This window comes from Pseudomonas sp. 21615526 (assembly GCF_013386245.1).
Lineage (GTDB): Bacteria > Pseudomonadota > Gammaproteobacteria > Pseudomonadales > Pseudomonadaceae > Aquipseudomonas.
Genome location: NZ_JACAOM010000039.1, coordinates 1 through 22,860, shown reverse-complemented (window position 1 = coordinate 22,860; position 22,860 = coordinate 1). Strand labels below are relative to the sequence as shown.

The window sequence follows — 22,860 nt, the reverse complement described above, 5'->3', positions numbered from 1 at the left end:
CCAGGCGCCCCGTTCGCCCTGCCTATGAAACTCGCCCCCGCCCAACTCGCCAAGCACCTGCAAGGCAGCCTTGCGCCCGTCTACATCGTCAGCGGTGATGACCCGCTGCTGTGCCAGGAGGCTGCGGACGCAATTCGCACCGCCGCCCGCCAACAGGGCTTCGATGAACGCCAGGTATTCAGCGCCGACGCCAGTTTCGACTGGGGTACGCTGCTGCAAGCCGGGGCGAGCATGTCGCTGTTCGCCGAAAAACGCCTGCTGGAACTGCGCCTGCCTTCGGGCAAGCCCGGCGACAAAGGCGCGGCAGCGTTGATGGAATACTGCGCACGCCCTGCCGAAGACACGCTGCTGCTGATCAGCCTGCCCAAGCTTGATGGCAGTGCGCAGAAAACCAAGTGGGGCAAGGCGCTGGTGGAAGGTGGCCAGACTCAGTTCATACAGATCTGGCCGGTGGACAGCAGCCAACTGCCGCAGTGGATTCGTCAGCGCCTGTCGCAATCAGGGCTGAGTGCCAGCCAGGATGCGGTGGAGCTGATCGCGGCGCGGGTGGAAGGCAACCTGTTGGCCGCCGCCCAGGAAATCGAAAAGCTCAAGCTGATGGCCGAGGGTGGCCAGATCACCGTCGAAACCGTGCAAGGCGCCGTGGCGGACAGCGCGCGCTTTGACGTATTTGGCCTGGTGGATGCGATCCTCAACGGCGAACCCACCCACGCCCTGCGCATGCTCGAAGGGCTGCGCGGCGAAGGCGTCGAGCCGCCGGTGATTCTCTGGGCCCTGGCGCGAGAATTACGGCTGCTGGCCAATATTGCCCTGCAGTATAGCCAGGGCATCCCACTGGACAAGGCCTTCAGCCAGGCGCGGCCACCGGTATGGGACAAGCGCAAACCACTGATCAGCAAAGCCCTGCAACGGCACTCGGCGCAACGCTGGGCGCAATTGCTGCTGGAGGCCCAGCGCATTGACGCGCAGATCAAGGGCCAGGCGGCTGGATCGCCGTGGATGAGCCTGAGTCGTTTGTCACTTTTGATGTCAGGACAGCGCTTGGCGCTGCCTGCTGAATAGTCCTACGTATCGCTGGGCTGGACAGAATCCAAACTTCGGCAGATGATTCGCACCGCATCATCAACCTGCCAGAGAGTACCCATCATGAGCAAAAAGCCATCCAAGCATGGCCCCAACAAGGCCAAATCCATCATCGCCCAGCCGTTGTTCCGCAGTCGCAAGGAACGAGCCGGCAAAGGCAAAGGCAGCTACCGCCGTGAAGCCTTCCAGTCTAATAGCTGGGAGGCTTCTTACTTTCTGGCTGCCTGAAGGCAAGCGCCCCTCCGGCATGATAAGGTCTGTACCTGATTCGTATTCCCTGGACCTGTGCATGCCCTCTAGTCTTTCCCGTCGTTGGCACCTTCGCCAACTGATCGCTGCCTCCAGCCTCATTCTGTTAGTCGCCTGCGCGGAAAAACCCACCGCTGCCGATGCCCAACCCCTGCCCCCGCTCCAGACTGCACCGGTAGCTGCGCCTGCCGTCGTTGCGCCACTGGTGGCAGACAATCTTGATATCCAGCCGACCCAGACCTTTGCCGAATGGCAGGCGGGGTTTCGCGTGGAAGCCTTGAAGGCCGGTATCACGCCGCAGGTTTTCGACACGGCCTTTGCCAATGTCGTACCCGACATGGCGGTGATCCGCGCCGACCGCAGCCAGCCGGAGTTCTCCCGGCCGGTATGGGAATATCTCGATGGCGCGCTGTCGCCGCTGCGGGTGCGCAATGGCCAGTCGCTGCTGGTGAAGTACGCCGACATTCTGCAACGCATTGAGGACCGTTACGGCGTCGACCGCCAGGCGCTGGTCTCGGTGTGGGGCATGGAGAGTAACTTCGGCCAGTTCCAGGGCAACAACTCGGTGATCCGCTCACTGGCGACCCTGGCCTATGAAGGCCGTCGCCCGGCCTTCGCCCAGGCGCAGCTGCTGGCGGCGCTGCAAATCATCCAGCATGGCGATATCGCCGCCGACCAGATGAAAGGCTCCTGGGCCGGGGCCATGGGCCAGACCCAGTTCATCCCGACCACCTATAACACCCACGCCGTAGACTTCGACGGTGACGGCCGCCGCGATATCTGGAACAGCCCGGCCGACGCCCTCGCCTCCACCGCGCACTACCTGCAAAGCTCCGGCTGGCAGAAAGGCCAGCCCTGGGGCTTCGAGGTGCAGCAACTGCCGTTGAATTTTGATTACGCCCTGGCCGATGGCAGCGTACGCAAGACCGTTGGCGAGTGGCTGAAACTGGGAATCCAGGTGCCGCCGGGCGCCAGTGTCCCGGCCAACGTCGACCAGCTTTCCGCCGCCCTGTTGCTGCCGGCCGGCTATCGTGGCCCGGCGTTCCTGGTGCTGGATAACTTCCGCGCGATCCTCAAGTACAACAACTCGTCGTCCTACGCGTTGGCAGTTGGCTTGTTGTCGGAACGCTTCGGGGGCGGTGGCTTGATTCGTGGGAGCTGGCCGAAAGATGAGCTGCCGTTGACTCGCTCGCAGCGAATTGACTTGCAGACGGTGCTCAGTGCCAATGGTTACGACGCAGGCAACCCGGACGGGATCATCGGTGCGAATACCCGCAAGGCGATTCGTGCCGCGCAGCAGTCCCTGGGCTGGCCGGCGGATGGGTATCCGACGGTGAAGTTGCTGGAGTCGCTGCAAAGCCGATAGATCGGCGTATGGCTGCTACCGCATTCGCGAGCAAGCCCGCTCCCACATTTTGACCGTGCACTTCCTGAAGGAACGCGATCGAAATGTGGGAGCGGGCTTGCTCGCGAAGAGGCCTTTATCGGCGCTACAAAGTTCAGGCCTTAAACACCACATCCTGCTCCAACACCAACCGCTTCTCCCCCGCATCCAGCCGCACCCTGGCGCCCAACGGCAAGGTCAGGTTCGGGTTGCAGTGCCCGCTGCGCCAGCCGGACAGCACAGGAATGCACAACGGCTCGAAGGTCTGCTTCAGCAAGCGCTCAAGCGCAAGGCTATCAACCCCAGCCACATCCCCCACCACCACGCCCGCCACCTGGGCCAGCTTGCCCGCCAGGCGCAAATGGGTGAGCAACCGGTCAATGCGGTACAACGGCTCGTTCACATCTTCGATAAACAGAATGATGCCCTCGGCATCAATCTCGTAAGCCGTGCCCATCACTGCTGCGATCATCGATAGATTGCCGCCCAGCAGCCGCCCACAGGCGATGCCTGGCTCGACGGTGGTCAGCGGGTAGGCCACAGGGTGAGCCAGCTGGCTACCGGCTTTCACTTGCCCACGCAGCATGCTGAACAGCGACGACTCGGTAGGCTGTTGCTTTTCACCTAACAGGTCAGCGTTGAACATCGGACCATGGAAGGTGACGAAACCGGCGTACCGGTTGATCGCCAGGTGCAGGGCGGTGATATCGCTGTAGCCTACGAATGGCTTGGGGTTGGCCCGGAGCAGGTCAAAGTCCAGGCGGTCCAGCAGGCGTGGCGTGCCGTAGCCGCCGCGCAGGCAGAAAATCGCGTCGATGGTCGAGTCGGCGAACGCCGCGTGCAGGTCATCAAGGCGTACCTCATCACTGCCGGCCAGATAGCCATCACACTGGCTCACGCCCGGAAAGATCCGCAGTGTGTAGCCCCGGGCGCGCATCCATTGCGTGGCCGTGTCGATATCCAGCTCGGCCGGCCCGGCAGGGGCAATCAGCCCGATCACGCCTTCGGCGCGCAGCGCAGGTACCGCACAAGTGGTCAATTGAGTCGTCATCCATGGTTCTCCTCGTGTGGATTGCCCAAGGCACTCTAAACAGCAATGGTTGCAAACAGAAGAGGAAGAGTCAGTAGCAAATGTGGGAGCGGGCCTGGGGGGGAGCGGGCTTGCTCGCGAAGACGGTCAGTCAGTCACCGGACAGGTCAACTGATCCAACGCATTCGCGAACAAGCCCGCTCCCACTCAAGCCGGCTCCCACATGGGTCCTGCAGTGTCCGGCGTTCCGCGTATCAGGACACTAGGCTGGCCTTGACCAGTTTCGCCTGCTCGTCGGCGTGGTACGAGGAACGTACCAGCGGGCCGGAAGCGACGTTCTTGAAGCCCATCTTGTAGCCTTCTTCGGCAAACCAGGCGAACACATCCGGGTGCACGAAGCGCTGTACCGGCAAGTGGCTGCGGGACGGCTGCAGGTACTGGCCGAGGGTCAGCATGTCGATGTCGTGTTCGCGCATGCGCTTCATGACTTCGATGACTTCTTCGTCGGTTTCGCCCAGGCCCAGCATCAGGCCGGATTTGGTCGGAATGTGCGGCATCATCTGCTTGAACTTCTGCAGCAGGGTCAGCGACCACTGGTAGTCCGAACCCGGGCGCGCAGCCTTGTACAGGCGCGGTACGGTTTCCAGGTTGTGGTTGAACACATCCGGCGGCTCGGCGGCGGTGATTTCCAGCGCCACGTCCATACGGCCACGGTAGTCCGGCACCAGGGTCTCGAGCATCACGTTCGGCGACAGCTTGCGGATCTCGCGGATACAGTCGGCAAAGTGCTGGGCACCGCCGTCACGCAGGTCGTCGCGGTCTACCGAGGTAATCACGACATACTTGAGTTTCAGGTCGGCGATAGCGATGGCCAGGCTTTCCGGCTCGTTGACGTCCAGTGGCTTCGGCCGGCCGTGGCCAACGTCGCAGAACGGGCAACGACGGGTGCAGATGTCACCCATGATCATGAAGGTCGCGGTGCCACCGGAGAAGCACTCGCCCAGGTTCGGGCAGGACGCCTCTTCGCACACGCTGTGCAGCTTGTGTTTGCGCAGCAGGGCCTTGATGCGGTCGACTTCCGGCGAAACCGGGATACGCACGCGAATCCAGTCAGGCTTTTTCGGCAGTTCGGTGGTCGGAATGATCTTCACCGGGATGCGTGCAACCTTCTCGGCGCCGCGCAGCTTGACGCCGGCTTCTACCTTGGCACGCGGGGCCGGACGCTCGGTAACATCCAGCGTCGGGATCATGGTTTGCACTGCATCAGTAGTCATAATCAGTCGATTCCGCCCGTTAGGGTCGTCTGCTCAGCATAGTCGAGGTGTTTGACGAGCTGCGCGCGCAGCCGGGCACTTACCTCGGCAAATTCTAGTGGTGTTGCGTGATCGCTCAACTGGGTCATCGCCAAACCGGCGTAGCCGCAGGGATTGATCCGTCGAAACGGCGCCAGGTCCATGTCCACATTCAAGGCCAGGCCATGAAAGGAACAACCGTGGCGAATCCGCAAGCCCAGGGAAGCGATTTTCGCGCCATCAACATAAACCCCCGGTGCATCCGGCTTGGCCGCCGCGGTCACACCGTAGCTGGCCAGCAGCTCGATCAGGCATGACTCCATGCGACTGACCAGCTCACGTACGCCAAAACCCAGCCTGCGCACGTCCAGCAACAGATAAGCCACCAATTGACCTGGGCCATGGTAAGTCACCTGCCCGCCGCGGTCGACCTGCACCACCGGGATTTCTCCCGGCAGCAGCAAATGCTCGGCCTTGCCGGCCTGGCCCTGGGTGAAAACCGGCGGGTGCTCCACCAGCCAGATTTCATCCGGGGCTTCAGTGCCGCGCTCGTTGGTGAACCGCTGCATGGCGTGCCACACCGGTTCGTAAGCCATTTGGCCGAGCTCGCGAAAGCCCAGGGTCTGTGACATCACAACACCATGTGCACGAAGCCGGTAGCCCGCAGTTCGCTGTTGATGTTGTAGAGCTGGTCCTGGTCAGTCGCCACGATGTGCAACTGAATAGTGGTGTACTTGCCGTTGGTGCTTTGACGCTCATCCACACGGTCATGGTTGATCGTTGCGTGTTTCTTGACGATCTCGATGATCTTGTCCTTGTTGCCCACGCCCGTATCGCTGATCACCTTGACGGGATAGTCCACGTTTGGGAATTCGATCTTTGGCGCCTTTACTTCGGTATCGGTCATGGCGTAACGGCCTCGTAAGCGTAAGCCGTGGCGACGGGCATAACCCCGCGCCGGATCAGCGCGGGGTCATGCAGGTGCACACTATCAGTTGAACAAGCTGTAGAAGAATAGACGGATGCTATCCCACACGCGTCGGAAGATACCACCTTCGTCGACGGCGTCCAGAGCGATCAGATCGGCGCTGTGCACCACCTTGTCGTCCAGCTTCACTTCGACTTTACCAATCACATCGCCCTTGGCGATCGGTGCGACCAGTTGCGGGTTCATGGTCATGCTGGCCACCAGCTTCTTGAGCTGGCCTTTAGGCATGGTCAGGGTCAGGTCTTCAGCCAGGCCGGCCTTGACTTGATGGGTCGCGCCTTTCCATACAGGGGCTTGAGCCAGCTCGGTGCCTTTCTGGTAGAAGGTCTGGGTTTCGAAGAAACGGAAGCCATAGGTCAGCAGCTTTTGCGTCTCGGCCGCACGGGCCTGCTCGCTGTTGGTACCGAATACCACGGCAATCAGGCGCTGGCCGTCACGGACAGCGGACGACACCATGCAGTAGCCGGCTTCTTCGGTGTGGCCGGTTTTCAGGCCATCGACAGTCTTGTCACGCCACAGCAACAGGTTGCGGTTAGGCTGCTTGATGTTGTTCCAGAAGAACTCTTTCTGGGAGTAGATCGCGTAGTGCACAGGGTCGACACGAATGATCGCGCGAGCCAGGATCGCCATGTCGTGAGCCGACGAGTAGTGCTCAGGGTTCGGCAGGCCGGTCGGGTTCATGAAGTGGCTGTTGGTCATGCCCAGGTCGGCCACGGTTTTGTTCATCATGTCGGCGAACGCATCTTCGCTGCCGGCGATGTGCTCGGACAGGGCTACGCTGGCGTCGTTACCCGACTGGATGATGATGCCGTGCAGCAGGTCGCTGACGGTCACTTGCGAGCCGACCTTGATGAACATCCGCGAACCGCCGGTGCGCCAGGCGTTTTCGCTGACGGTCACCGGATCGTTTTCGCCGATCTGGCCGCGACGGATTTCCAGGGTCGCGATGTAGGCGGTCATCAGCTTGGTCAGGCTGGCTGGGGGCAGGCGCTGGTCACCGTTGTTCTCCACCAGCACGTTGCCGCTGGCGGCGTCCATCAGGACCCAGGCCTTGGCAGCCAGTTGCGGGGAAGCTGGCACCATTTCAACCGCCCAGGCGGCCGGGGTGATGATCAGCGAAAGAAGCAGGCACGTGCGTTTGGCTAAGGTGGTGATGTTCATCCGTCTCTCGAAATTGCTTATGGAAACTTGCCCTCGCGGGCAAAACTATTCAGACAGCCCGTCGCCAGACTGTCGCGTGTTCGGTTGCATGCCCACCCCTTGCCCCTGGGTTTTTATTGTTCAACGAGCCAACAACCAGGGCTCAAACCCGCATGCGAGCCTGAGCCATCAATCCTTTGTACTGCTTACTCGGCGGTGACCACGCTGGGTTGCCCCAGGTTGGCCAGGCGCACGCTGTTCTGCACTTGCGCAACTTCACTCGGCGAGCCGATCGGCCCCATGCGCACACGGTGCAGGGTCTGCTGGTTACGCACAATAGAGCTGATAAAGACTGGCGCGCTGACCATCCCGCTGAGCTTGGACCTTAGCAGCTCTGCCGCGTCCGGGTTGGCGAAAGCGCCGACTTGCAGGTACTGGCCGCCCACGGTAGAGGCTCCCGGTGCTGCATGCGGAATGACGACCGTGTCCGGGGCGTGCTGCGCCGGCGGCGGGGTCCACTGTTCGATCTTGCCGGCCGAGGCCGTGACTTGCGGTTGCGGGGTTTGCGGTTCGTTGAGCATCAACGGCGCCGGCTTGCCACGCTGGGCCCAGTACTGGGCCGGGTCGATACCTTCGACCTTCACCCGGGCGGTGCCGATTTCGGCATACCCGAGTTTCTTGGCGGCGGCGTAGGACAAGTCGATGATCCGGTCCGAATAGAACGGCCCACGGTCATTGACCCGCAGGATTACCGAGCGGTTGTTGTCCAGGTTGGTCACGCGTACATAGCTGGGCAGCGGCAGGGTCTTGTGCGCCGCGCTCATGCCGTACAAGTCATAGACTTCGCCGTTGGCGGTGTTCTGGCCGTGGAACTTGGTCCCGTACCAGGATGCCGTACCTGATTGCACGTAGGTCTTGGAGTCTTGCAGCGGGAAGTAGTTTTTGCCCAGCACGGTATAGGGGTTGGCCTTGTAAGGGCCGGTGTGCAGGGTCGGCGTGGCATCCGGGATCTTCGAAACATCCACATCCCACCACGGCGCGCCGTCTTTGTGGGCGCGGTTGATATCCAGCCCCGGCTGGGAGCGGATCGCCGTGCCAGCGGTTTTTTGCACCGGTGCACGACTGGTGGAGCAACTGACCACCAATAACGACAATGCGGCGTACGCCAACAGCTTCAGGGGTTTGTACATCGGTGATACCGGCATTACTTGACGCCCCGTGCTTGGACCAGCATGTCTGACAGTTGATGCACGGCCATGGCGTACATCACGCTGCGGTTATAACGCGTGATTGCGTAGAAATTCTTCAGGCCCATCCAGTATTCGGGGCCATTTTCGCCTTCGAGGCGGAACGCCGTCACCGGCATATCATCGCGTGGCGCATTCTGACTCGACCAGCCCAGCGCCCGCAACTCCCCGACCGTCTTGACCGGCTCGATACCCTGGGTCAGGCCTTCATCGGCGCGCTCACCGGTCACATCGGCGCGAATCACCACCGGCTCGCCGGCTACCCAGCCGTGACGCTTGAAATAGCTGGCGACGCTGCCGATAGCGTCATCGGGGTTGCTCCAGATATTGATATGGCCGTCGCCGTCAAAATCCACGGCGTAGGCGCGAAAGCTGCTCGGCATGAACTGCGGCAAGCCCATGGCGCCGGCGTAGGAACCCTTGAGCGTCAACGGGTCGACCTGCTCTTCACGGGCCAACAACAGGAACTCGCGCAGCTCTTTGCGGAAAAATTCGGCGCGCGGCGGGTAGTCAAAGCCCAGGGTCGACAGGGCGTCGATCACCCGGTAGCTGCCGGTGTTGCGGCCGTAGAAGGTTTCGATGCCGATGATTGCCACGATCACCTGGGCCGGTACGCCGTATTCCTGCTCGGCGCGGGCCAGCACCGCTTCGTGCTGGCGCCAGAAGTCCACGCCCCGCGCCACGCGGGCGTCGGTCAGGAACATCGGGCGATATTCCTTCCACTGCTTCACGCGCTCGGCGGGCCGGGAGATGGCGTCGAGAATCGCCTGCTTGCGCTGGGCCTCGCGGAACACGCCCATTAGCTGTTCACCGGCGAAACCATAGTCACGGGTCATCTCACCGACAAACTCGGCGACCTGGGGCGAACCGTCGTAGTCGCCGGCCTGCGCTTCCTGCACAGCGGCTCCCAGCAGGCCCAACAGGCCCATCCAGGACACGTGCCGGGCAGCCCAGCCGCGCATTACTTGCATTGACATCTTCACCTTATTCAAACCTGTGCGATCCACTTACGATGGGTATGGATCGACATCAAAACCCCAAACGCTGACAGCAATGTCACCAGCGAAGTTCCGCCGTAGCTAATGAACGGCAACGGCACCCCAACCACCGGCAACAGGCCACTGACCATACCGATGTTGACGAAAACGTAAACAAAAAACGTCATGGTGAGGCTACCGGCGAGCAATTTGCCAAACAAGGTTTGCGCCTGGGCAGTAATCACCAGGCCGCGCCCGATCAGCAGCAAGTAAATCAGCAACAGTGCGCAGATGCCCACCAGGCCGAACTCCTCGCCCATCACCGCGATAATGAAGTCGGTGTGGCTTTCCGGCAAAAAGTCCAGGTGCGACTGGGTGCCCAGCAGCCAGCCCTTGCCGAATACGCCGCCGGAACCGATGGCCGCCTTGGACTGGATGATGTTCCAGCCGGTGCCCAGCGGATCGCTCTCCGGGTCGAGGAACGTGAGGATTCGCTGCTTCTGGTAGTCGTGCATGAAGAAGAACCACATGGCCACGGCCACCGGCACGGCCGCGGCCAGCACGCTGAGGATCCAGCGCCAGCGCAGCCCCCCCATGAACAGCACGAACGCGCCGCCCGCCAGGATCAGCAGCGAAGTGCCGAGGTCGGGCTGGCGCACGATCAGGATAAACGGCACCCCGATCAATATCAGGCTGATGCCCACGTGCTTGAGCTGCGGCGGTAATGTGCGTTTTGACAGGTACCAGGCGATGGTCGCAGGCATCAAAATCTTCATGAATTCCGACGGCTGGAAGCGAATCACCCCCGGGATGTTGATCCAGCGCGTCGCGCCCATGGCGTTGTGACCCATGACATCCACCACCACCAGCAGCAACACGCCGGCGACATACCCCAGCGGCACCCAGCGCGCCATGAAGCGCGGCTCCAGCTGGGCGATCACCACCATCGACAACAGGCCCAGGCCAAACGACGACGCCTGTTTGATCAGCAAGTCCCAGTTCTTGCCACTGGCCGAATACAACACGAACAGGCTGCCGGCGGCCAGGGTCAGCAGCAGGATCAGCAACGGGCCATCAATGTGCATGCGCTGCAGCAAAGTGGCGCGGCGGCGCATCACATCCTCGCTGGAGAGGATGCGGTCAAAATTACTCTTCAAGGGCCGTAGCCTCCACACTGGATGGGGTGCCGCCATATTCGGGCTTGAGCTTGCCGTCTTCGGTCAACAGCCAGGCATCCATGATCTGCCGCACCACAGGCGCTGCTACGCCGGAACCGGATTCACCGTTCTCGACCATCACCGCCACGACGATCTTCGGGTTGTCAGCCGGAGCAAAGCCGACGAACAAGGCGTGGTCACGGTGGCGTTCCTGAACCTTGGAGCGGTCGTATTTCTCGCCCTGCTTGATCGCGACCACCTGGGCCGTACCGCTCTTGCCGGCAATCCGGTATTGCGCGCCGGCTGCCGCTTTACGAGCGGTACCCCGGGCGCCGTGCATCACTTGCTGCATGCCGTGGTTGACCTTGGTCCAGTCGGACGGGTCGCGCAGCACAATGTCGGGAATCGGGTTTTCGTCCACCGGGCGTTCACCCTCGATGGTCTTGGCCAGGTGCGGACGGTTCCACACCCCCTTGTTGGCCACCAGCGCGGTGGCCTGGGCCAGCTGCAGCGGCGTGGCCTGCATGTAGCCCTGGCCGATCCCCAGGATCAGGGTTTCGCCCGGGAACCACGCCTGGCGCCGGGTCGCACGCTTCCACTCGCGGGACGGCATCAGGCCGGGGGATTCTTCGAACATGTCCAAGGAGACTTTCTGACCAAGGCCGAACTTGCCCATGTAGGCCGACAGCCGATCAATCCCCAGCTTGTGGGCCAGGTCATAGAAGTAGGTGTCGTTGGAACGCATGATCGCCGTATCCAGGTCCACATAGCCGTCGCCGGTGCGGTTCCAGTTACGGTATTTGTGATCGTAGTTGGGCAGCATGTAGTAGCCGGGGTCGAACACCCGGCTCGACGCCGTGACCACGCCCGAGTCCAGGCCGGCAATCGCCACCGCCGGCTTGATGGTCGAGCCCGGCGGATACAGGCCGCGCAATACGCGGTTGAACAGCGGCCGGTCGATGGAATCACGCAGCTCGGCGTAGGCCTTGAAGCTGATCCCGGTGACAAACAGGTTCGGGTCAAAACTTGGCTGGCTGACCATCGCCAGCACTTCGCCAGTGCTCGGATCCAGTGCCACCACTGCACCCCGACGCCCGCCCAGGGCCATCTCCGCCGCTTCCTGCAACTTGATGTCCAGGCTCAGCACGATGTCCTTGCCGGGCACCGGGTCGGTACGCTTGAGCACCCGCAGCACGCGGCCACGGGCGTTGGTCTCGACTTCCTCGTACCCCACCTGGCCGTGCAGTTCCGGCTCGTAGAAACGCTCGATGCCGGTCTTGCCGATATGGTGGGTGCCGCTGTAGTTGACCGGGTCGAGGGTCTTCAGCTCTTTCTCGTTGATCCGGCCCATGTAGCCGACCGAATGCGCAAAGTGCGCCCCTTGCGGGTAGTGCCGCACCAACTGCGCCACCACTTCCACACCCGGTAGACGGAACTGGTTCACCGCGATCCGGGCGATCTGCTCTTCGGTCAGCTCGAACAGGATCGGCACCGGCTCAAACGGCCGGCGCCCCTGCTTCATGCGTTTCTCGAAGATCACCCGGTCTTCCGGCGTCAGTTGCAGCACCTCGACGATCACATCAAGGATCTGCTGCCAGTCGCCGGAACGTTCGCGAGTCATGCTCAGGCTGAAGCTGGGCCGGTTATCCGCGACCACCACGCCATTGCGGTCGAAAATCAGCCCACGGGTCGGCGGAATCGGCTGCACGTGCACCCGGTTGTTTTCCGACAATGTGGAGTGATAGTCGTACTGGATCACCTGCAGGAAATACAGGCGCGCAATCAGCACCCCCAGCAATGCCACCACCAAAATCGCGCCAAACACCACCCGCGCGCGTACAAGACGTGCGTCTTTCTCGTGGTCCTTGATGCGGATCGGCTGGGTCATCAGGCAGGGCGCAGATTATTTGTGGTAAGGGTGCCCGGACAGAACTGTCCAGGCGCGATACAGCTGTTCACCGATCAGAATTCTTACCAGCGGGTGCGGCAGTGTCAGGGGCGACAGCGACCAGCGCTGGTCCGCCCGCGCGCACACTTCCGGCGCCAGCCCCTCGGGGCCGCCGACCATGAAGTTGACCGTGCGCGAATCCAGGCGCCAGCGATCCAGTTCCACCGCCAACTGCTCGGTGCTCCAGGGCTTGCCGTGCACTTCGAGGGTCACGATCCGCTCGTTGGGCCCGACCTTGGCCAGCATGGCTTCGCCTTCCTGACGGATAAAGCGGGCCACGTCGGCATTCTTGCCCCGGGTATTGAGCGGTATTTCCACCAGTTCCAGCGCCAATTCGGATGGCAGGCGCTTGGCATATTCATGCCAGCCTTCTTCCACCCACTTGGGCATGCGTGAACCGACAGCGATCAGACGCAGGCGCACAGCCGTTCCTTATTCCTGGTCTTTGTTGAGCTTGTCGAAGTGCGCGTGGCCGACTTCAGGGCTGTGGTGCTTGCCATCGGCGGCACGGCTCTGCTCGGCGCCTTTCCACAGACGCTCCAGGTCGTAGAACTGACGGGCGTTGCTGGTCATCATGTGAACGATCACGTCGTCCATGTCCAGCAGTACCCAGTCGCTGTCGCCCTTGCCTTCTTCACCCAATGGCTTGACGCCCTGGGCTTTGACCGCTTCGCGAACCTTGTCCAGCATCGCGCCGATCTGGCGGTTGGAGGTACCGGTGGCGATGATCATGAAGTCGGTGATGCTCTGCTTGTCGCGCACGTCCAGGACCTGGATGTCCTGGGCCTTCACGTCTTCCAGGGCAGCCACGGCAACCTTCACCAGCTCTTCGCCGGCCAGCTCAGGGCCGGTGTGGGCTTCTACTGGCAGAGGAGCGCTCTTGAACGTGCCTTTGCGCTTAACTTTGCTTACGTCTTTGTTCGTCATATAAAACTCGTTTTGCTCGTATGTTCGGGCGCTCGCTGCACGACTGTTCGTGCGTTCAAGCGCGCCTTTTCAGTTCGACGCACGGTAAAGCCCGTGCGCATCGATGTAGGCCAGGACCGCGTCAGGCACCAGGAAACGTACCGACTTCCCGCTGGCCAGCAGTTGACGGATCTGGGTGGCAGACACCGCAAGCGGGGTTTGCCAGACGAATGCAATATTCCCGCTCGGCCCGGTCAGGGCCAAAGGGTCACTTACCGACCGCGCCGCCAGCAGGTTGCGCAAGGCATCCGGCGATTCTGCGTCGGCATCCGGGCGTTGCAGCACCAGGATGTGGCAATGCTGGAGCAACTCTTCCCAGCGATGCCAAGTGGGCAGGCCGCAAAACGCGTCCCAGCCCAAAAGTAGAAATAACTGGTCATCCGCGGCCAACTCGGCCCGCATCAGTTCCAGGGTGTCGACAGTGTAGGACGGTTTGTCGCGCTTGAGTTCGCGGTCGTCCACCACCAGCGGTGCAATGCCGGCCACAGCAAGGCGGACCATCTCCAGGCGCTGCTGCGCAGACACCTGCGGCGTATCGCGATGGGGCGGCCGGGCATTCGGTGCCAGGCGCAGTTCATCCAGCCCGAGGGCGTCCGCGACTTCCAGTGCACTGCGCAAATGGCCGATGTGCACGGGGTCGAAGGTGCCGCCGAGCAGCCCGATGCGTTTACCCATCAAGTGCGCACATGACCGTCACCGAACACCACGTACTTCTCGCTGGTCAGCCCTTCCAGGCCAACCGGGCCGCGTGCGTGGAGCTTGTCGGTGGAGATACCGATCTCCGCCCCCAGGCCGTACTCGAAGCCGTCGGCAAAGCGCGTCGAGGCGTTGACCATCACCGAAGCGGAATCCACTTCGTTGAGGAAACGCCGGGCATCACTGAAATGCTCGGTGACAATGGCGTCGGTGTGCTTGGAGCCGTATTGATTGATGTGTTCGATGGCCTGGTCCAGGTCGTCGACGATGCGGATCGACAGGATCGGCGCCGTGTATTCGGTGTACCAGTCCTGCTCGGTGGCCTCGATCACGTCGCTGCCGAGGATCGCCCGGGTACGCTCGCAACCACGCAGTTCAACGCCCTTGTCGCGGTAGATGGCAGCCAGCGGCGGCAGCACGCGATCGGCAATGCCGACGTGCACCAGCAGGGTTTCCATGGTGTTGCACGGGGCGTAGCGGTGAGTCTTGGCGTTGTCGGCAATGCGGATCGCCTTGTCGAGGTCGGCGGCGATGTCGATGAACACGTGGCAGACGCCATCCAGGTGCTTGATAACTGGCACCTTGGCATCACGGCTCACGCGTTCGATCAGGCTCTTGCCACCCCGTGGCACGATCACGTCGACGAACTCAGGCATGGTGATAAGCGCACCAACGGCAGCGCGGTCAGTGGTCTCGACCACTTGCACCACTTCGGCCGGCAGTTCAGCCACGGCCAGGCCCTGCTGAATGCACGCGGCGATGGCACGGTTGGAATTGATGGCCTCGGAACCGCCCCGCAGGATGGTGGCGTTGCCCGACTTGAGGCACAGGCTCGCGGCGTCGATGGTCACGTTCGGGCGTGACTCATAGATGATGCCGATCACGCCCAGGGGTACGCGCATCTTGCCGACTTGAATGCCGGAGGGCAGGTAGCGCATGTCGCGGATTTCACCGATGGGGTCAGGCAGCTTGGCCACCTGACGCAAGCCTTCGATCATGTCGTCGATCCGCGCCGGCGTCAGCGCCAGGCGATCCAGCAATGCAGGCTCCAGGCCATTGGCGCGACCGTTGGCCAAATCCTGTTCATTGGCGGCGCTCAGCTCGGAGCGCGAAGCATCCAGAGCGTCGGCGGCCGCCAGCAAGGCGCGGTTCTTCTGCGCAGTACTCGCACGGGCGATCAACCGCGAGGCCTGACGGGCAGCGCGACCCAGGCGGGTCATGTAGTCAAGAACGGACTCAGTCATGGTCTGGTGGGGTCTTGGCAAAGAGGAAAGCGGCAGATTATAGCTGTGACGCCGTCCTACGGACAGCGGTGAGGGGCGGATGGTCGAAATGAACTGTAAAAACCCGACGTTCAGCGGGAATTAAGGCTGGAGTTGTTATCATCCTGTCACATTTAGCCGTATTACCTTTGATCGCCATGTCCAGTTTCTCGCCGCTGATCCCCGCCAACGCCCTGCCCGACGGCTTTTTCGACCGTGACGCGCAACTGCTCGCACGCGAATTGCTCGGAAAAGTCATTCGCCATCGTGTTGGTGATTTGTGGCTGTCGGCACGAATTATCGAAACCGAAGCGTATTACCTCGCCGAAAAAGGCAGCCACGCGTCCTTGGGCTACACAGAAAAGCGTAAGGCTTTGTTTCTGGATGGCGGGCACATCTATATGTACTACGCCCGCGGCGGTGATTCGCTGAACTTCAGCGCCCACGGCCCGGGCAATGCGGTGCTGATCAAATCAGCCTATCCGTGGGTCGACGAAGTCTCCGGCCCGGCCAGCCTGGCGCAGATGCTGCTGAATAACCCGGACGCCAGCGGCAGGCCACGACCCTCGCAAAAGCTGTGCGCCGGCCAGACCTTGCTGTGCAAGGCGCTGGGTTTGAAGGTGCCGATGTGGGACGCCAAGCGCTTTGACCAGGAACTGCTCTACGTGGAAGACGTAGGGCTGGCGCCAGCGCAGATCATCCAGACCACCCGCCTGGGCATTCCCGGTGGGCGCGATGAACACCTGATGTACCGCTTCGTCGATGCCGGTTATGCGCCGTATTGCACACGGAACCCGCTGCGCCGGGGCCAGGTCGAAGGCCGCGACTATTTTTTGATTTGAAAACATACATAAACCTGTAGGAGCCCGGCTTGCCCGGCGATAGCGGACTCAAGGACGCCATCGCCGGCAAGCCGGGCTCCCACAAGGACGATCTACAAAAGGGAGTTGATTGTATGGGCCCATGGCTCGATAGCATTACCGGCTGGCTGACCCTGAACCCGCAATGGCTGGCCGTGGCGGTGTTTATCGTGGCGTGCGTGGAGTGCCTGGCCATTGCCGGCCTGATCGTACCTGGCACGGTATTGCTGTTTGCCATCGCCGCCCTGGCCGGCACCGGCGCACTGTCACTGGGAGAAACCCTGTTGCTGGGCTTCCTCGGCGGCGTGCTGGGCGATGTTGTTTCCTACTTCCTCGGTCGCCATTTCCACCAGAACATCCGGCGCCTTCCCGGCCTGCGGCATCACCCGGAATGGATGAGCGGCGCCGAGGCTTACTTCCAGAAGTACGGCATCGCCAGCCTGTTGGTAGGCCGCTTCATTGGCCCGCTGCGGCCAATGTTGCCGATGGTTGCGGGCATGTGCGACATGCCCTTCCCACGTTTTGCCGCCGTGAGCCTGCTGGCCGGCGCAGGTTGGTCGGTGGCGTATCTGTTGCCGGGTTGGGCCACCGGCGCGGCCTTCCGCCTGCCATTGCCCGAAGGCTTCTGGCCGGAGGCCGGGATTGTCGCCGCCTGTCTCGCAGTGTTGATCGGCGTAAGCCTCAACAGCAGCCTGCGTGGCCATCGGCGCGCCACCCTATGGATTGGCTGCATTGGCGGCACACTGTTGATCGCGTTGTTTATCGGCTATCCCTACCTCAACGACTTTGACCAGGGCTTGATGGCACTGGTGCAGGAACACCGCGGCCCGGCGATCGACCGGGCGATGGTGATGGTGACCCAGCTCGGCGAGTTCAAGAAGATGTTTGTCGCCAGCGCGGTGCTGACCGGCCTGCTGGTGGTGGCGCGGCAATGGCGCCAGGCAATCTTTGTCGGCGCCACCCTGCTGGGCGCGGCGCTGATCAATACCGGGACCAAGCTGTTTTTTGCGCGGATGCGCCCCGAAGTGCTGACCGACCCGCTCACCAGCTTCAGCATGCCCAGCGGCCATGCGTCCGGCTCGTTTGCATTCTTCCTGGCCTTGGCAGTGCTTGCCGGTCGCGGTCAACCGACACGACTGCGCCTGACCTGGCTGGTGCTTGGCTGCATTCCCGCCGCCACCATCGCGATTTCCCGGGTGTACCTGGGTGCACACTGGCCGACGGACATCCTGGCCGGCACCCTGCTGGCAATGACGGTGTGCGCCTTCAGCCTGACGTTAAGCCAGCACCGCAGCCTGTTGCCACCGATGCCGCCGAGAGTCTGGTGGCTGATCCTGCCGGTGTGTGGCGCGGTGCTCGGGTTCATTGCGTTTACCGGCACTTCCCACGCGCTGCTGAGGTATGCCTACTAGGCAGGCCCCAGCCAATCCAGGGGTGCAGCGCGGCGTTCGACGCTGCGCTCGCGCCGCTCCAGAAGCATTTCGTCAGCCATCTCCGCGGCGCGTTCGGCGATGTACTCCGCGCCGCGACCGTCGTTCATATGAAGAATTTGCGTGGTGACGGCCATAAAAAACGCATCCCACACGACTTGCTCCGATTGCGAAAGCCGAATCATCCTTTCCCCCTGATCATCGTTACGTGACTGCCAACTATTTCAGGCAACGGGATCAGGACAACCACGGAAAATCTGAAGACCGGGAAGGACAAGTCCGAGTGACACTCGCGGGTCAGGTGAACAGCTCGCCCTGCAACTCATCCAGCAGCAACTGGATCGCGTCCAGGCGCTGTTGCGGGTCATCGAGTTGCAACAGGTCGATCTTGTCGGCCTCGGTAAAGGGCAGCAGATAGGCCAACTGATTGCCCAGGGCTTGCTGGCCATCGGCGTGGGTGCCCATATCCAAAGACGCCACCATCGGATGCTCGGCCAGGGCATGAAGCAACGCCAGCAAGTCAGCGTCTTCCTCTTCCAGCGGTTGCTCGGGATGCTCGTGCAGCCATTGCACCTCGGCCACCAGCAACTGGTCCTTCTGCACACCGGCATCACGCACGCGGAAACGCCGGCCACCCTCGACCCGAATCCCCAGCAGGCCATTGTCCTGCTGCTTGAAGTCGCGGATCAGCGCCTCGCAGCCAATCAACGCATAGCCATCCGGCGCCAGCCCCACTTCCTTGCCGTCGAGGATGCACACCACGCCAAAGCTTTCGCCCTTTTTCATGCAGCGGCTGATCATGTCCAGGTAACGCGCCTCGAACAGCTGCAGGTCGAGGGTGCACCCGGGAAACAGCACGGTATTGAGCGGGAAAAGCGCCAGACTCATAAAGGTTTCCTTAAACCCGACTTAAATAACCAGCGACACGGCCAACGGCAGGAACACCGCCGTGGCCACGCCCATCAGACTCATGGCCAGCGCCGCAAAGGCGCCGGTCTCTTCGCTTTCCTGCAAGGCCACCGACGTACCTACGGCGTGGGCGGTCATGCCCAGCGCCATACCGCGCGCTTCGGGGCTGTGCACGCCCAACCGTGACAGATACGCCGGACCGATCATCGCGCCGATCACCCCGGTGATCAGCACGAACACCGCCGCCAATGCCGCCACGCCGCCGATCTGCTCGGCCACCAGCATCGCAATCGGTGAGGTCACGGACTTGGGTGCCATGGTCATCAGCATCATGTGTTCGGCGCCAAACCACCAGCCCAACAGCACGCACAGGCCGGTGGCCAATACGCCTCCCACCACCAGCGTAGTAAAAATCGGCCAGAACAATTGGCGAATTCGTCGCAGATTCAGGTAAAGCGGCACCGCCAGGGCTACCGTCGCCGGGCCCAGCAGGATGCTCATGATCTCGGTGCTCTTGCGGTACTCGACGTACGTCAGGCCACAGCCGAGCAACACGCCGATCACCAACAGCATCGACACCAGCACCGGTTGCAGGAAAATCCAGCGGGTTTTCTCGAAACCGGCCAGCACCAGCTGATAGGCGCCGAGGGTGATGCCGATGCCGAACAACGGGTGATGAATCACGGCGGCCCAGGCGCCCTGCCAGTCCAGTGTCATTGGCCGTCCTCCCGCTGCGCCTGGCGCTTGACCAGTTTCTGCATCAGCACGCCGACAAAGCCCATGGCGATCACCAGCGACAGCACCAGCGCGCCGACGATGGCCCAGAAGTCGGCGGCAATGTCCTTGGCATACACCATAACGCCGACCGCAGGCGGCACCAGCAGTAGCGGCAAATAACGCAGCAGACTGCTGGCCGCCAGGCTCAGGGGTTCACCGACTTCGCCGCGCCACACCAGGAAGGCCAGCATCAGCAGCAGCCCAATAATCGGCCCCGGCAGCACCGGGACAAACAAATGATTGATCGCCGTGCCGAGCAATTGAAACAGCACCAGCCATGTCAGACCGCGTAACAGCATCCGTTCTTCCCCCCAAAAGCGTGTCGGCATTATAAGCACGCTGCCTCTATGGAGCGGCATTCGCCAAAAGCATGGTGGGTTGACCGGGCCAAGTGCCCGTGATGATCTACATTGGTTCTCTGGACCTGTCCAAAACTACAAAAACGATGAAGCCAACCGAGCAAAGAAGGAGAGTCGCAATGCCCTCAGTACCCGTAGCGCAACTCAAAGAATATGTCGGCAAGGAACTGGGACGTTCTGCATGGCTCACCATCGACCAGGAACGTATCAACCTGTTCGCGGAAGCCACCGGCGATTTTCAGTTCATCCACGTCGACCCGGTGAAAGCCGCCCAGACCCCGTTTGGCGGCACCATCGCCCACGGTTTCCTGTCGCTGTCGCTGATACCCAAGCTGATCGAAGACATCCTGATCATGCCCGAAGGCCTGAAGATGGCGGTCAACTATGGCCTGGACAGCGTGCGTTTCATCCAGCCGGTGAAGGTCGACTCCAGGGTGCGCCTGGCCGTGACCCTGACCGACGCCACCGAGAAAAAACCTGGGCAATGGTTGCTTAAAGCCACCTGCACCCTGGAAATCGATGGCCAGGACAAACCGGCCTACATTGCAGAATCGTTGTCACTCTGCTTCGTATGAAGCCTGGCTGTGGTGAGCCCGTCCGCTCACCACAATTCATGTAAATTTATGTATAGATCTCGCAGCTGCGGCATACTCGGCGCTCAATTATCCGGATCCCGCTATGCGCCCACTCGCTCCCCTTGCTCTTGTCCTGTTGCTCACCGCGTGCGGCGACGGCGAATCGCTGTTGCCGCCCGATGCGCGGCTGCCCGATGGCGGTCGTTACCGTGGCGATGTGGTCAATGGCTTGCTGCAAGGCCAGGGCCGGGTGGATTACCCCAATGGCAGTTGGTACGCGGGCCAGTTCGATAAAGGCCAGTGGCACGGCCAGGGCGAATGGCATGGCAGCAACGGCGAGGTCTATAAAGGCCAGTTCCAGCAGGGCCTGTTCGACGGCCAGGGCAGCCTGACCACGTCGGGCAACAGCTACGTCGGCGGTTTCAAACAAGGTAAGCGCAACGGCGAAGGCACCCTCAAAGAGGGGCAGATGACCTATCGCGGCGAATTCAAGGACGACCAGTATTCCGGCCTCGGCCGCCTCGAGCTGGCCGACGGCAGCCAGTACCAGGGCCAGTTCGCCCACGGCAAGCCCAACGGCGAAGGCCAGCGCAACGACGACAGCGGCAACCAGTTCAGCGGCCGCTTCGTCGATGGCCAGCTGGAGGGCAACGGCACCTTCAACAGCGCCGACGGCGACATGTACATCGGCCATTTCAAACAAAACCAGCTCAACGGCAAGGGCCGCTACGAAAACGCCGACGGCGACGTATGGATCGGCGAATTCAAGGAAGGCGCCCTCAGCGGCAAGGGCGAACTGATCGGCGTCGATGGCAGCCACTACGTCGGCCAGTTCGTCGACTGGCGCTTCACAGGCACAGGCCGCCTGAACCTCACCGACGGCAGCTTCTATATTGGCGGCTTCGACAGCGACAGCTATCAAGGTCGTGGCACTTTGGTGCTCACCGACGGCACCGTGCAGGCCGGCACCTGGGTCAACGGCATGCGCGTGCGCGACGCCGAGGGCAAATTGTTGCCTGACCCGCTGGAAATCGGCCTGTTTGCCCAGGGCCACTTGCTGGATGCCGCCCTCGCCGCCGTGCCCGCGTCCAAATCGGGGGTGGAGCTGTATACCCTGGTGGTGGCCGGCGACGGCAAACAAAGCGTGTTCCTGCGCGAAGCCGACTACGTCAGCAACATGCTTGCCACGCGCTTCGGCGCCTACGGCCAGATCCGCCTGGTGAACCATCGCGACCATATTGCCGACCGCCCGATGGCCACTCGCGAAAGCCTGCGCCGCGCAGTCCAAACCCTGGCCGAACGCAGTGGCCCGCAAGACCTGGTGTTTATCTACCTGACCAGCCACGGCACTCACGAGCACGAACTGGTGCTCGACCAGCCGCGCATGGAGCTGGCCGACCTGCCGGCCGATGAGCTGGCCGCCGTGCTGGCACCGCTGAAGAACCGCGACAAGATCATCGTGATTTCGGCCTGCTACTCCGGCGGGTTCATCCCGGCCCTGAAGGACGAACACACCCTGATCATGACCGCCTCGCGCGCCGATCGTGTGTCGTTCGGCTGCTCCGAAGAGGCCGACTTCACCTACTTCGGCGACGCCCTCTTTGCCCAGGCCTTCAGCGAGACCGACGACTTGCAGCAAGCCTTCAAGCTGGCACAGACCCACGTGGCCGAACGCGAACAGGCGGACAACTTCGAAGCCTCCGAACCGCAGATCTGGGCCCCCAAAGGCGTAATCGCCCATTGGCAATTATTACGCAAACAGCAGGCACGAAAGGCGCTCGAAAGCGTCTCAATGAATAGCAAGGAAGCCAAGAGCAACTAAGCTGAATCTGTATCAAGGGGGAAACATCATGTACCTGACGCCTCAGCATATCTTGCTCGCCGGAGCCTCCGGCCTGACCGGGGAGCACCTGCTGGACCGCCTGCTCAACGAGCCGACCGTGACCCGCGTGCTGGCACCCAGCCGCAAGCCTCTGGCCGAGCATCCACACCTGGAAAACCCGGTGGGCGACCCGGCAGTATTCCTGCCGCAACTGAGCGGCCAGGTGGACATCGCCTTCTGCTGCCTGGGCACCACCATCAAGCAGGCCGGCTCCGAAGAAGCGTTCCGCGCCGTCGACCTGGACATGGTCGTGGCCTTTGCCAAGCGCGCTCGGGAAATGGGGGCGCGGCACCTGATCGTGATCAGCGCAATCGGCGCCGATCCGAAATCCTCGATCTTCTACAACCGCGTCAAGGGCGAGATGGAACAGGCGTTGAAAGCCCAGGATTGGCCGCAGTTGACCATCGTCCGACCTTCGCTGTTGTTGGGTGAGCGATTGGAACCGCGGCTGGCCGAGCAACTGGCCGGGCCATTGTCGCGGCTGATTCCGGGCAAGTACCACGGCATTGAAGTGTGCGAACTGGCGCGGGCGATGTGGCGACTGGCGCTGGAAGAGCAGGATGGGGTGCGGGTTATAGAGTCGGACGAGCTGCGCAAGCTCGGCAAATAACACGTAATTCCAGGCAGGACACCATCCAAATGTGGGAGC

25 protein-coding genes are annotated in these 22,860 nt (G+C 62.0%); 8 read left to right on the top strand and 17 right to left on the bottom strand.

The genetic code is table 11. From position 1 onward, the window contains the following. The first annotated feature begins 24 nt into the window (after positions 1-24). The 3 genes from holA (at position 25) to HX786_RS13480 (ending at position 2,698) form a co-directional block, all read left to right on the top strand. Entirely contained in the window at positions 25-1,062 is a 1,038-nt protein-coding gene (gene holA / locus HX786_RS13490) for a DNA polymerase III subunit delta (protein WP_178912202.1), read from the top strand. A gap of 84 nt (positions 1,063-1,146) precedes the next feature. Next, on the top strand, positions 1,147-1,311 hold the full coding sequence (gene arfA / locus HX786_RS13485; protein WP_102369962.1) for an alternative ribosome rescue factor ArfA: 165 nt from the start codon (positions 1,147-1,149) through the stop codon (positions 1,309-1,311). Between the two features lie 61 nt (positions 1,312-1,372). After that, entirely contained in the window at positions 1,373-2,698 is a 1,326-nt protein-coding gene (locus HX786_RS13480) for a lytic murein transglycosylase (protein ID WP_003215443.1), read from the top strand. Between the two features lie 133 nt (positions 2,699-2,831). Here HX786_RS13480 and HX786_RS13475 read toward each other — a convergent pair whose 3' ends face one another. The 13 genes from HX786_RS13475 to HX786_RS13415 all read right to left on the bottom strand — a co-directional run bounded on the left by HX786_RS13475 (position 2,832) and on the right by HX786_RS13415 (position 15,401). Further along, on the bottom strand, positions 2,832-3,767 hold the full coding sequence (locus HX786_RS13475; protein ID WP_178912201.1) for an LD-carboxypeptidase: 936 nt from the start codon (positions 3,765-3,767) through the stop codon (positions 2,832-2,834). 233 nt (positions 3,768-4,000) lie between these two features. Beyond that, the gene (lipA, locus tag HX786_RS13470; RefSeq protein WP_003215441.1) at positions 4,001-5,020 is read right to left on the bottom strand and encodes a lipoyl synthase; all 1,020 of its coding nucleotides are present in this window, start codon (positions 5,018-5,020) and stop codon (positions 4,001-4,003) included. Between the two features lie 2 nt (positions 5,021-5,022). Beyond that, positions 5,023-5,670 (bottom strand): lipoyl(octanoyl) transferase LipB, encoded by a 648-nt coding sequence (gene lipB, locus HX786_RS13465; protein WP_003215439.1) that lies wholly within the window; start codon positions 5,668-5,670, stop codon positions 5,023-5,025. Next, complete coding sequence (locus tag HX786_RS13460) at positions 5,670-5,945, bottom strand: DUF493 domain-containing protein (RefSeq protein ID WP_003215438.1); 276 nt, start codon at positions 5,943-5,945, stop codon at positions 5,670-5,672. The genes lipB and HX786_RS13460 overlap by 1 nt, the downstream gene beginning before the upstream one ends. 84 nt (positions 5,946-6,029) lie before the next feature. Further along, complete coding sequence (locus HX786_RS13455) at positions 6,030-7,187, bottom strand: D-alanyl-D-alanine carboxypeptidase family protein (protein ID WP_003215437.1); 1,158 nt, start codon at positions 7,185-7,187, stop codon at positions 6,030-6,032. Positions 7,188-7,372: 185 nt separating this feature from the next. Then, positions 7,373-8,371, bottom strand: coding sequence for a septal ring lytic transglycosylase RlpA family protein (locus HX786_RS13450; RefSeq protein WP_003215436.1), 999 nt, complete (start codon positions 8,369-8,371; stop codon positions 7,373-7,375). Beyond that, positions 8,371-9,384 (bottom strand): lytic murein transglycosylase B, encoded by a 1,014-nt coding sequence (gene mltB / locus HX786_RS13445; RefSeq protein WP_003215435.1) that lies wholly within the window; start codon positions 9,382-9,384, stop codon positions 8,371-8,373. The genes HX786_RS13450 and mltB overlap by 1 nt, the downstream gene beginning before the upstream one ends. 17 nt (positions 9,385-9,401) lie before the next feature. Further along, the gene (gene rodA, locus HX786_RS13440; RefSeq protein WP_050442794.1) at positions 9,402-10,505 is read right to left on the bottom strand and encodes a rod shape-determining protein RodA; all 1,104 of its coding nucleotides are present in this window, start codon (positions 10,503-10,505) and stop codon (positions 9,402-9,404) included. A 31-nt stretch (positions 10,506-10,536) separates the two neighbouring features. After that, positions 10,537-12,435 carry a penicillin-binding protein 2 gene (gene mrdA / locus HX786_RS13435; protein ID WP_003215433.1) on the bottom strand — a complete coding sequence of 633 codons (1,899 nt, stop codon included), beginning with the start codon at positions 12,433-12,435 and terminating at the stop codon, positions 10,537-10,539. A 15-nt stretch (positions 12,436-12,450) separates the two neighbouring features. Next, complete coding sequence (rlmH, locus tag HX786_RS13430; protein ID WP_003185785.1) at positions 12,451-12,918, bottom strand: 23S rRNA (pseudouridine(1915)-N(3))-methyltransferase RlmH; 468 nt, start codon at positions 12,916-12,918, stop codon at positions 12,451-12,453. Between the two features lie 9 nt (positions 12,919-12,927). Continuing rightward, positions 12,928-13,422, bottom strand: coding sequence for a ribosome silencing factor (gene rsfS / locus HX786_RS13425; protein WP_003215432.1), 495 nt, complete (start codon positions 13,420-13,422; stop codon positions 12,928-12,930). Positions 13,423-13,491: 69 nt separating this feature from the next. Then, positions 13,492-14,136 (bottom strand): nicotinate-nucleotide adenylyltransferase, encoded by a 645-nt coding sequence (gene nadD / locus HX786_RS13420; RefSeq protein ID WP_003215431.1) that lies wholly within the window; start codon positions 14,134-14,136, stop codon positions 13,492-13,494. After that, entirely contained in the window at positions 14,136-15,401 is a 1,266-nt protein-coding gene (locus HX786_RS13415; RefSeq protein ID WP_003215430.1) for a glutamate-5-semialdehyde dehydrogenase, read from the bottom strand. Before HX786_RS13415 ends, nadD begins: the two co-directional genes overlap by 1 nt. Before the next feature lie 176 nt (positions 15,402-15,577). On the opposite strand from HX786_RS13415, the gene HX786_RS13410 reads away from it, so the two are divergent. Both HX786_RS13410 and HX786_RS13405 read left to right on the top strand, forming a co-directional pair. Further along, positions 15,578-16,261: a DNA-3-methyladenine glycosylase gene (locus HX786_RS13410; RefSeq protein WP_102369965.1), complete on the top strand. Its 684-nt coding sequence runs from the start codon at positions 15,578-15,580 to the stop codon at positions 16,259-16,261. A 113-nt stretch (positions 16,262-16,374) separates the two neighbouring features. After that, a complete protein-coding gene (locus tag HX786_RS13405) occupies positions 16,375-17,691 on the top strand; it encodes a bifunctional DedA family/phosphatase PAP2 family protein (RefSeq protein WP_178912200.1) in 1,317 nt (438 codons plus the stop codon). Here HX786_RS13405 and HX786_RS13400 read toward each other — a convergent pair. The 4 genes from HX786_RS13400 to HX786_RS13385 form a co-directional block, all read right to left on the bottom strand. Next, positions 17,688-17,894, bottom strand: coding sequence for a hypothetical protein (locus tag HX786_RS13400; RefSeq protein ID WP_003215427.1), 207 nt, complete (start codon positions 17,892-17,894; stop codon positions 17,688-17,690). The two genes, HX786_RS13405 and HX786_RS13400, sit on opposite strands and share 4 nt — an antisense overlap. A 112-nt stretch (positions 17,895-18,006) precedes the next feature. After that, a complete protein-coding gene (locus HX786_RS13395; RefSeq protein ID WP_003215426.1) occupies positions 18,007-18,597 on the bottom strand; it encodes an LON peptidase substrate-binding domain-containing protein in 591 nt (196 codons plus the stop codon). A gap of 21 nt (positions 18,598-18,618) precedes the next feature. Continuing rightward, positions 18,619-19,335 carry an LrgB family protein gene (locus tag HX786_RS13390; protein WP_003215425.1) on the bottom strand — a complete coding sequence of 239 codons (717 nt, stop codon included), beginning with the start codon at positions 19,333-19,335 and terminating at the stop codon, positions 18,619-18,621. Further along, positions 19,332-19,694, bottom strand: coding sequence for a CidA/LrgA family protein (locus HX786_RS13385; protein WP_003215424.1), 363 nt, complete (start codon positions 19,692-19,694; stop codon positions 19,332-19,334). The genes HX786_RS13390 and HX786_RS13385 overlap by 4 nt, the downstream gene beginning before the upstream one ends. 179 nt (positions 19,695-19,873) lie before the next feature. Here HX786_RS13385 and HX786_RS13380 point away from each other — a divergent pair, with 179 nt between their 5' ends. From HX786_RS13380 to HX786_RS13370, 3 genes are all read left to right on the top strand, one after another. Further along, on the top strand, positions 19,874-20,329 hold the full coding sequence (locus HX786_RS13380) for a MaoC family dehydratase (RefSeq protein WP_177055621.1): 456 nt from the start codon (positions 19,874-19,876) through the stop codon (positions 20,327-20,329). A gap of 103 nt (positions 20,330-20,432) precedes the next feature. Then, positions 20,433-22,151 (top strand): C13 family peptidase, encoded by a 1,719-nt coding sequence (locus HX786_RS13375; protein ID WP_178912199.1) that lies wholly within the window; start codon positions 20,433-20,435, stop codon positions 22,149-22,151. Between the two features lie 28 nt (positions 22,152-22,179). Further along, a complete protein-coding gene (locus HX786_RS13370; RefSeq protein WP_003215421.1) occupies positions 22,180-22,821 on the top strand; it encodes an oxidoreductase in 642 nt (213 codons plus the stop codon). The last annotated feature ends 39 nt before the right edge of the window (positions 22,822-22,860 follow it).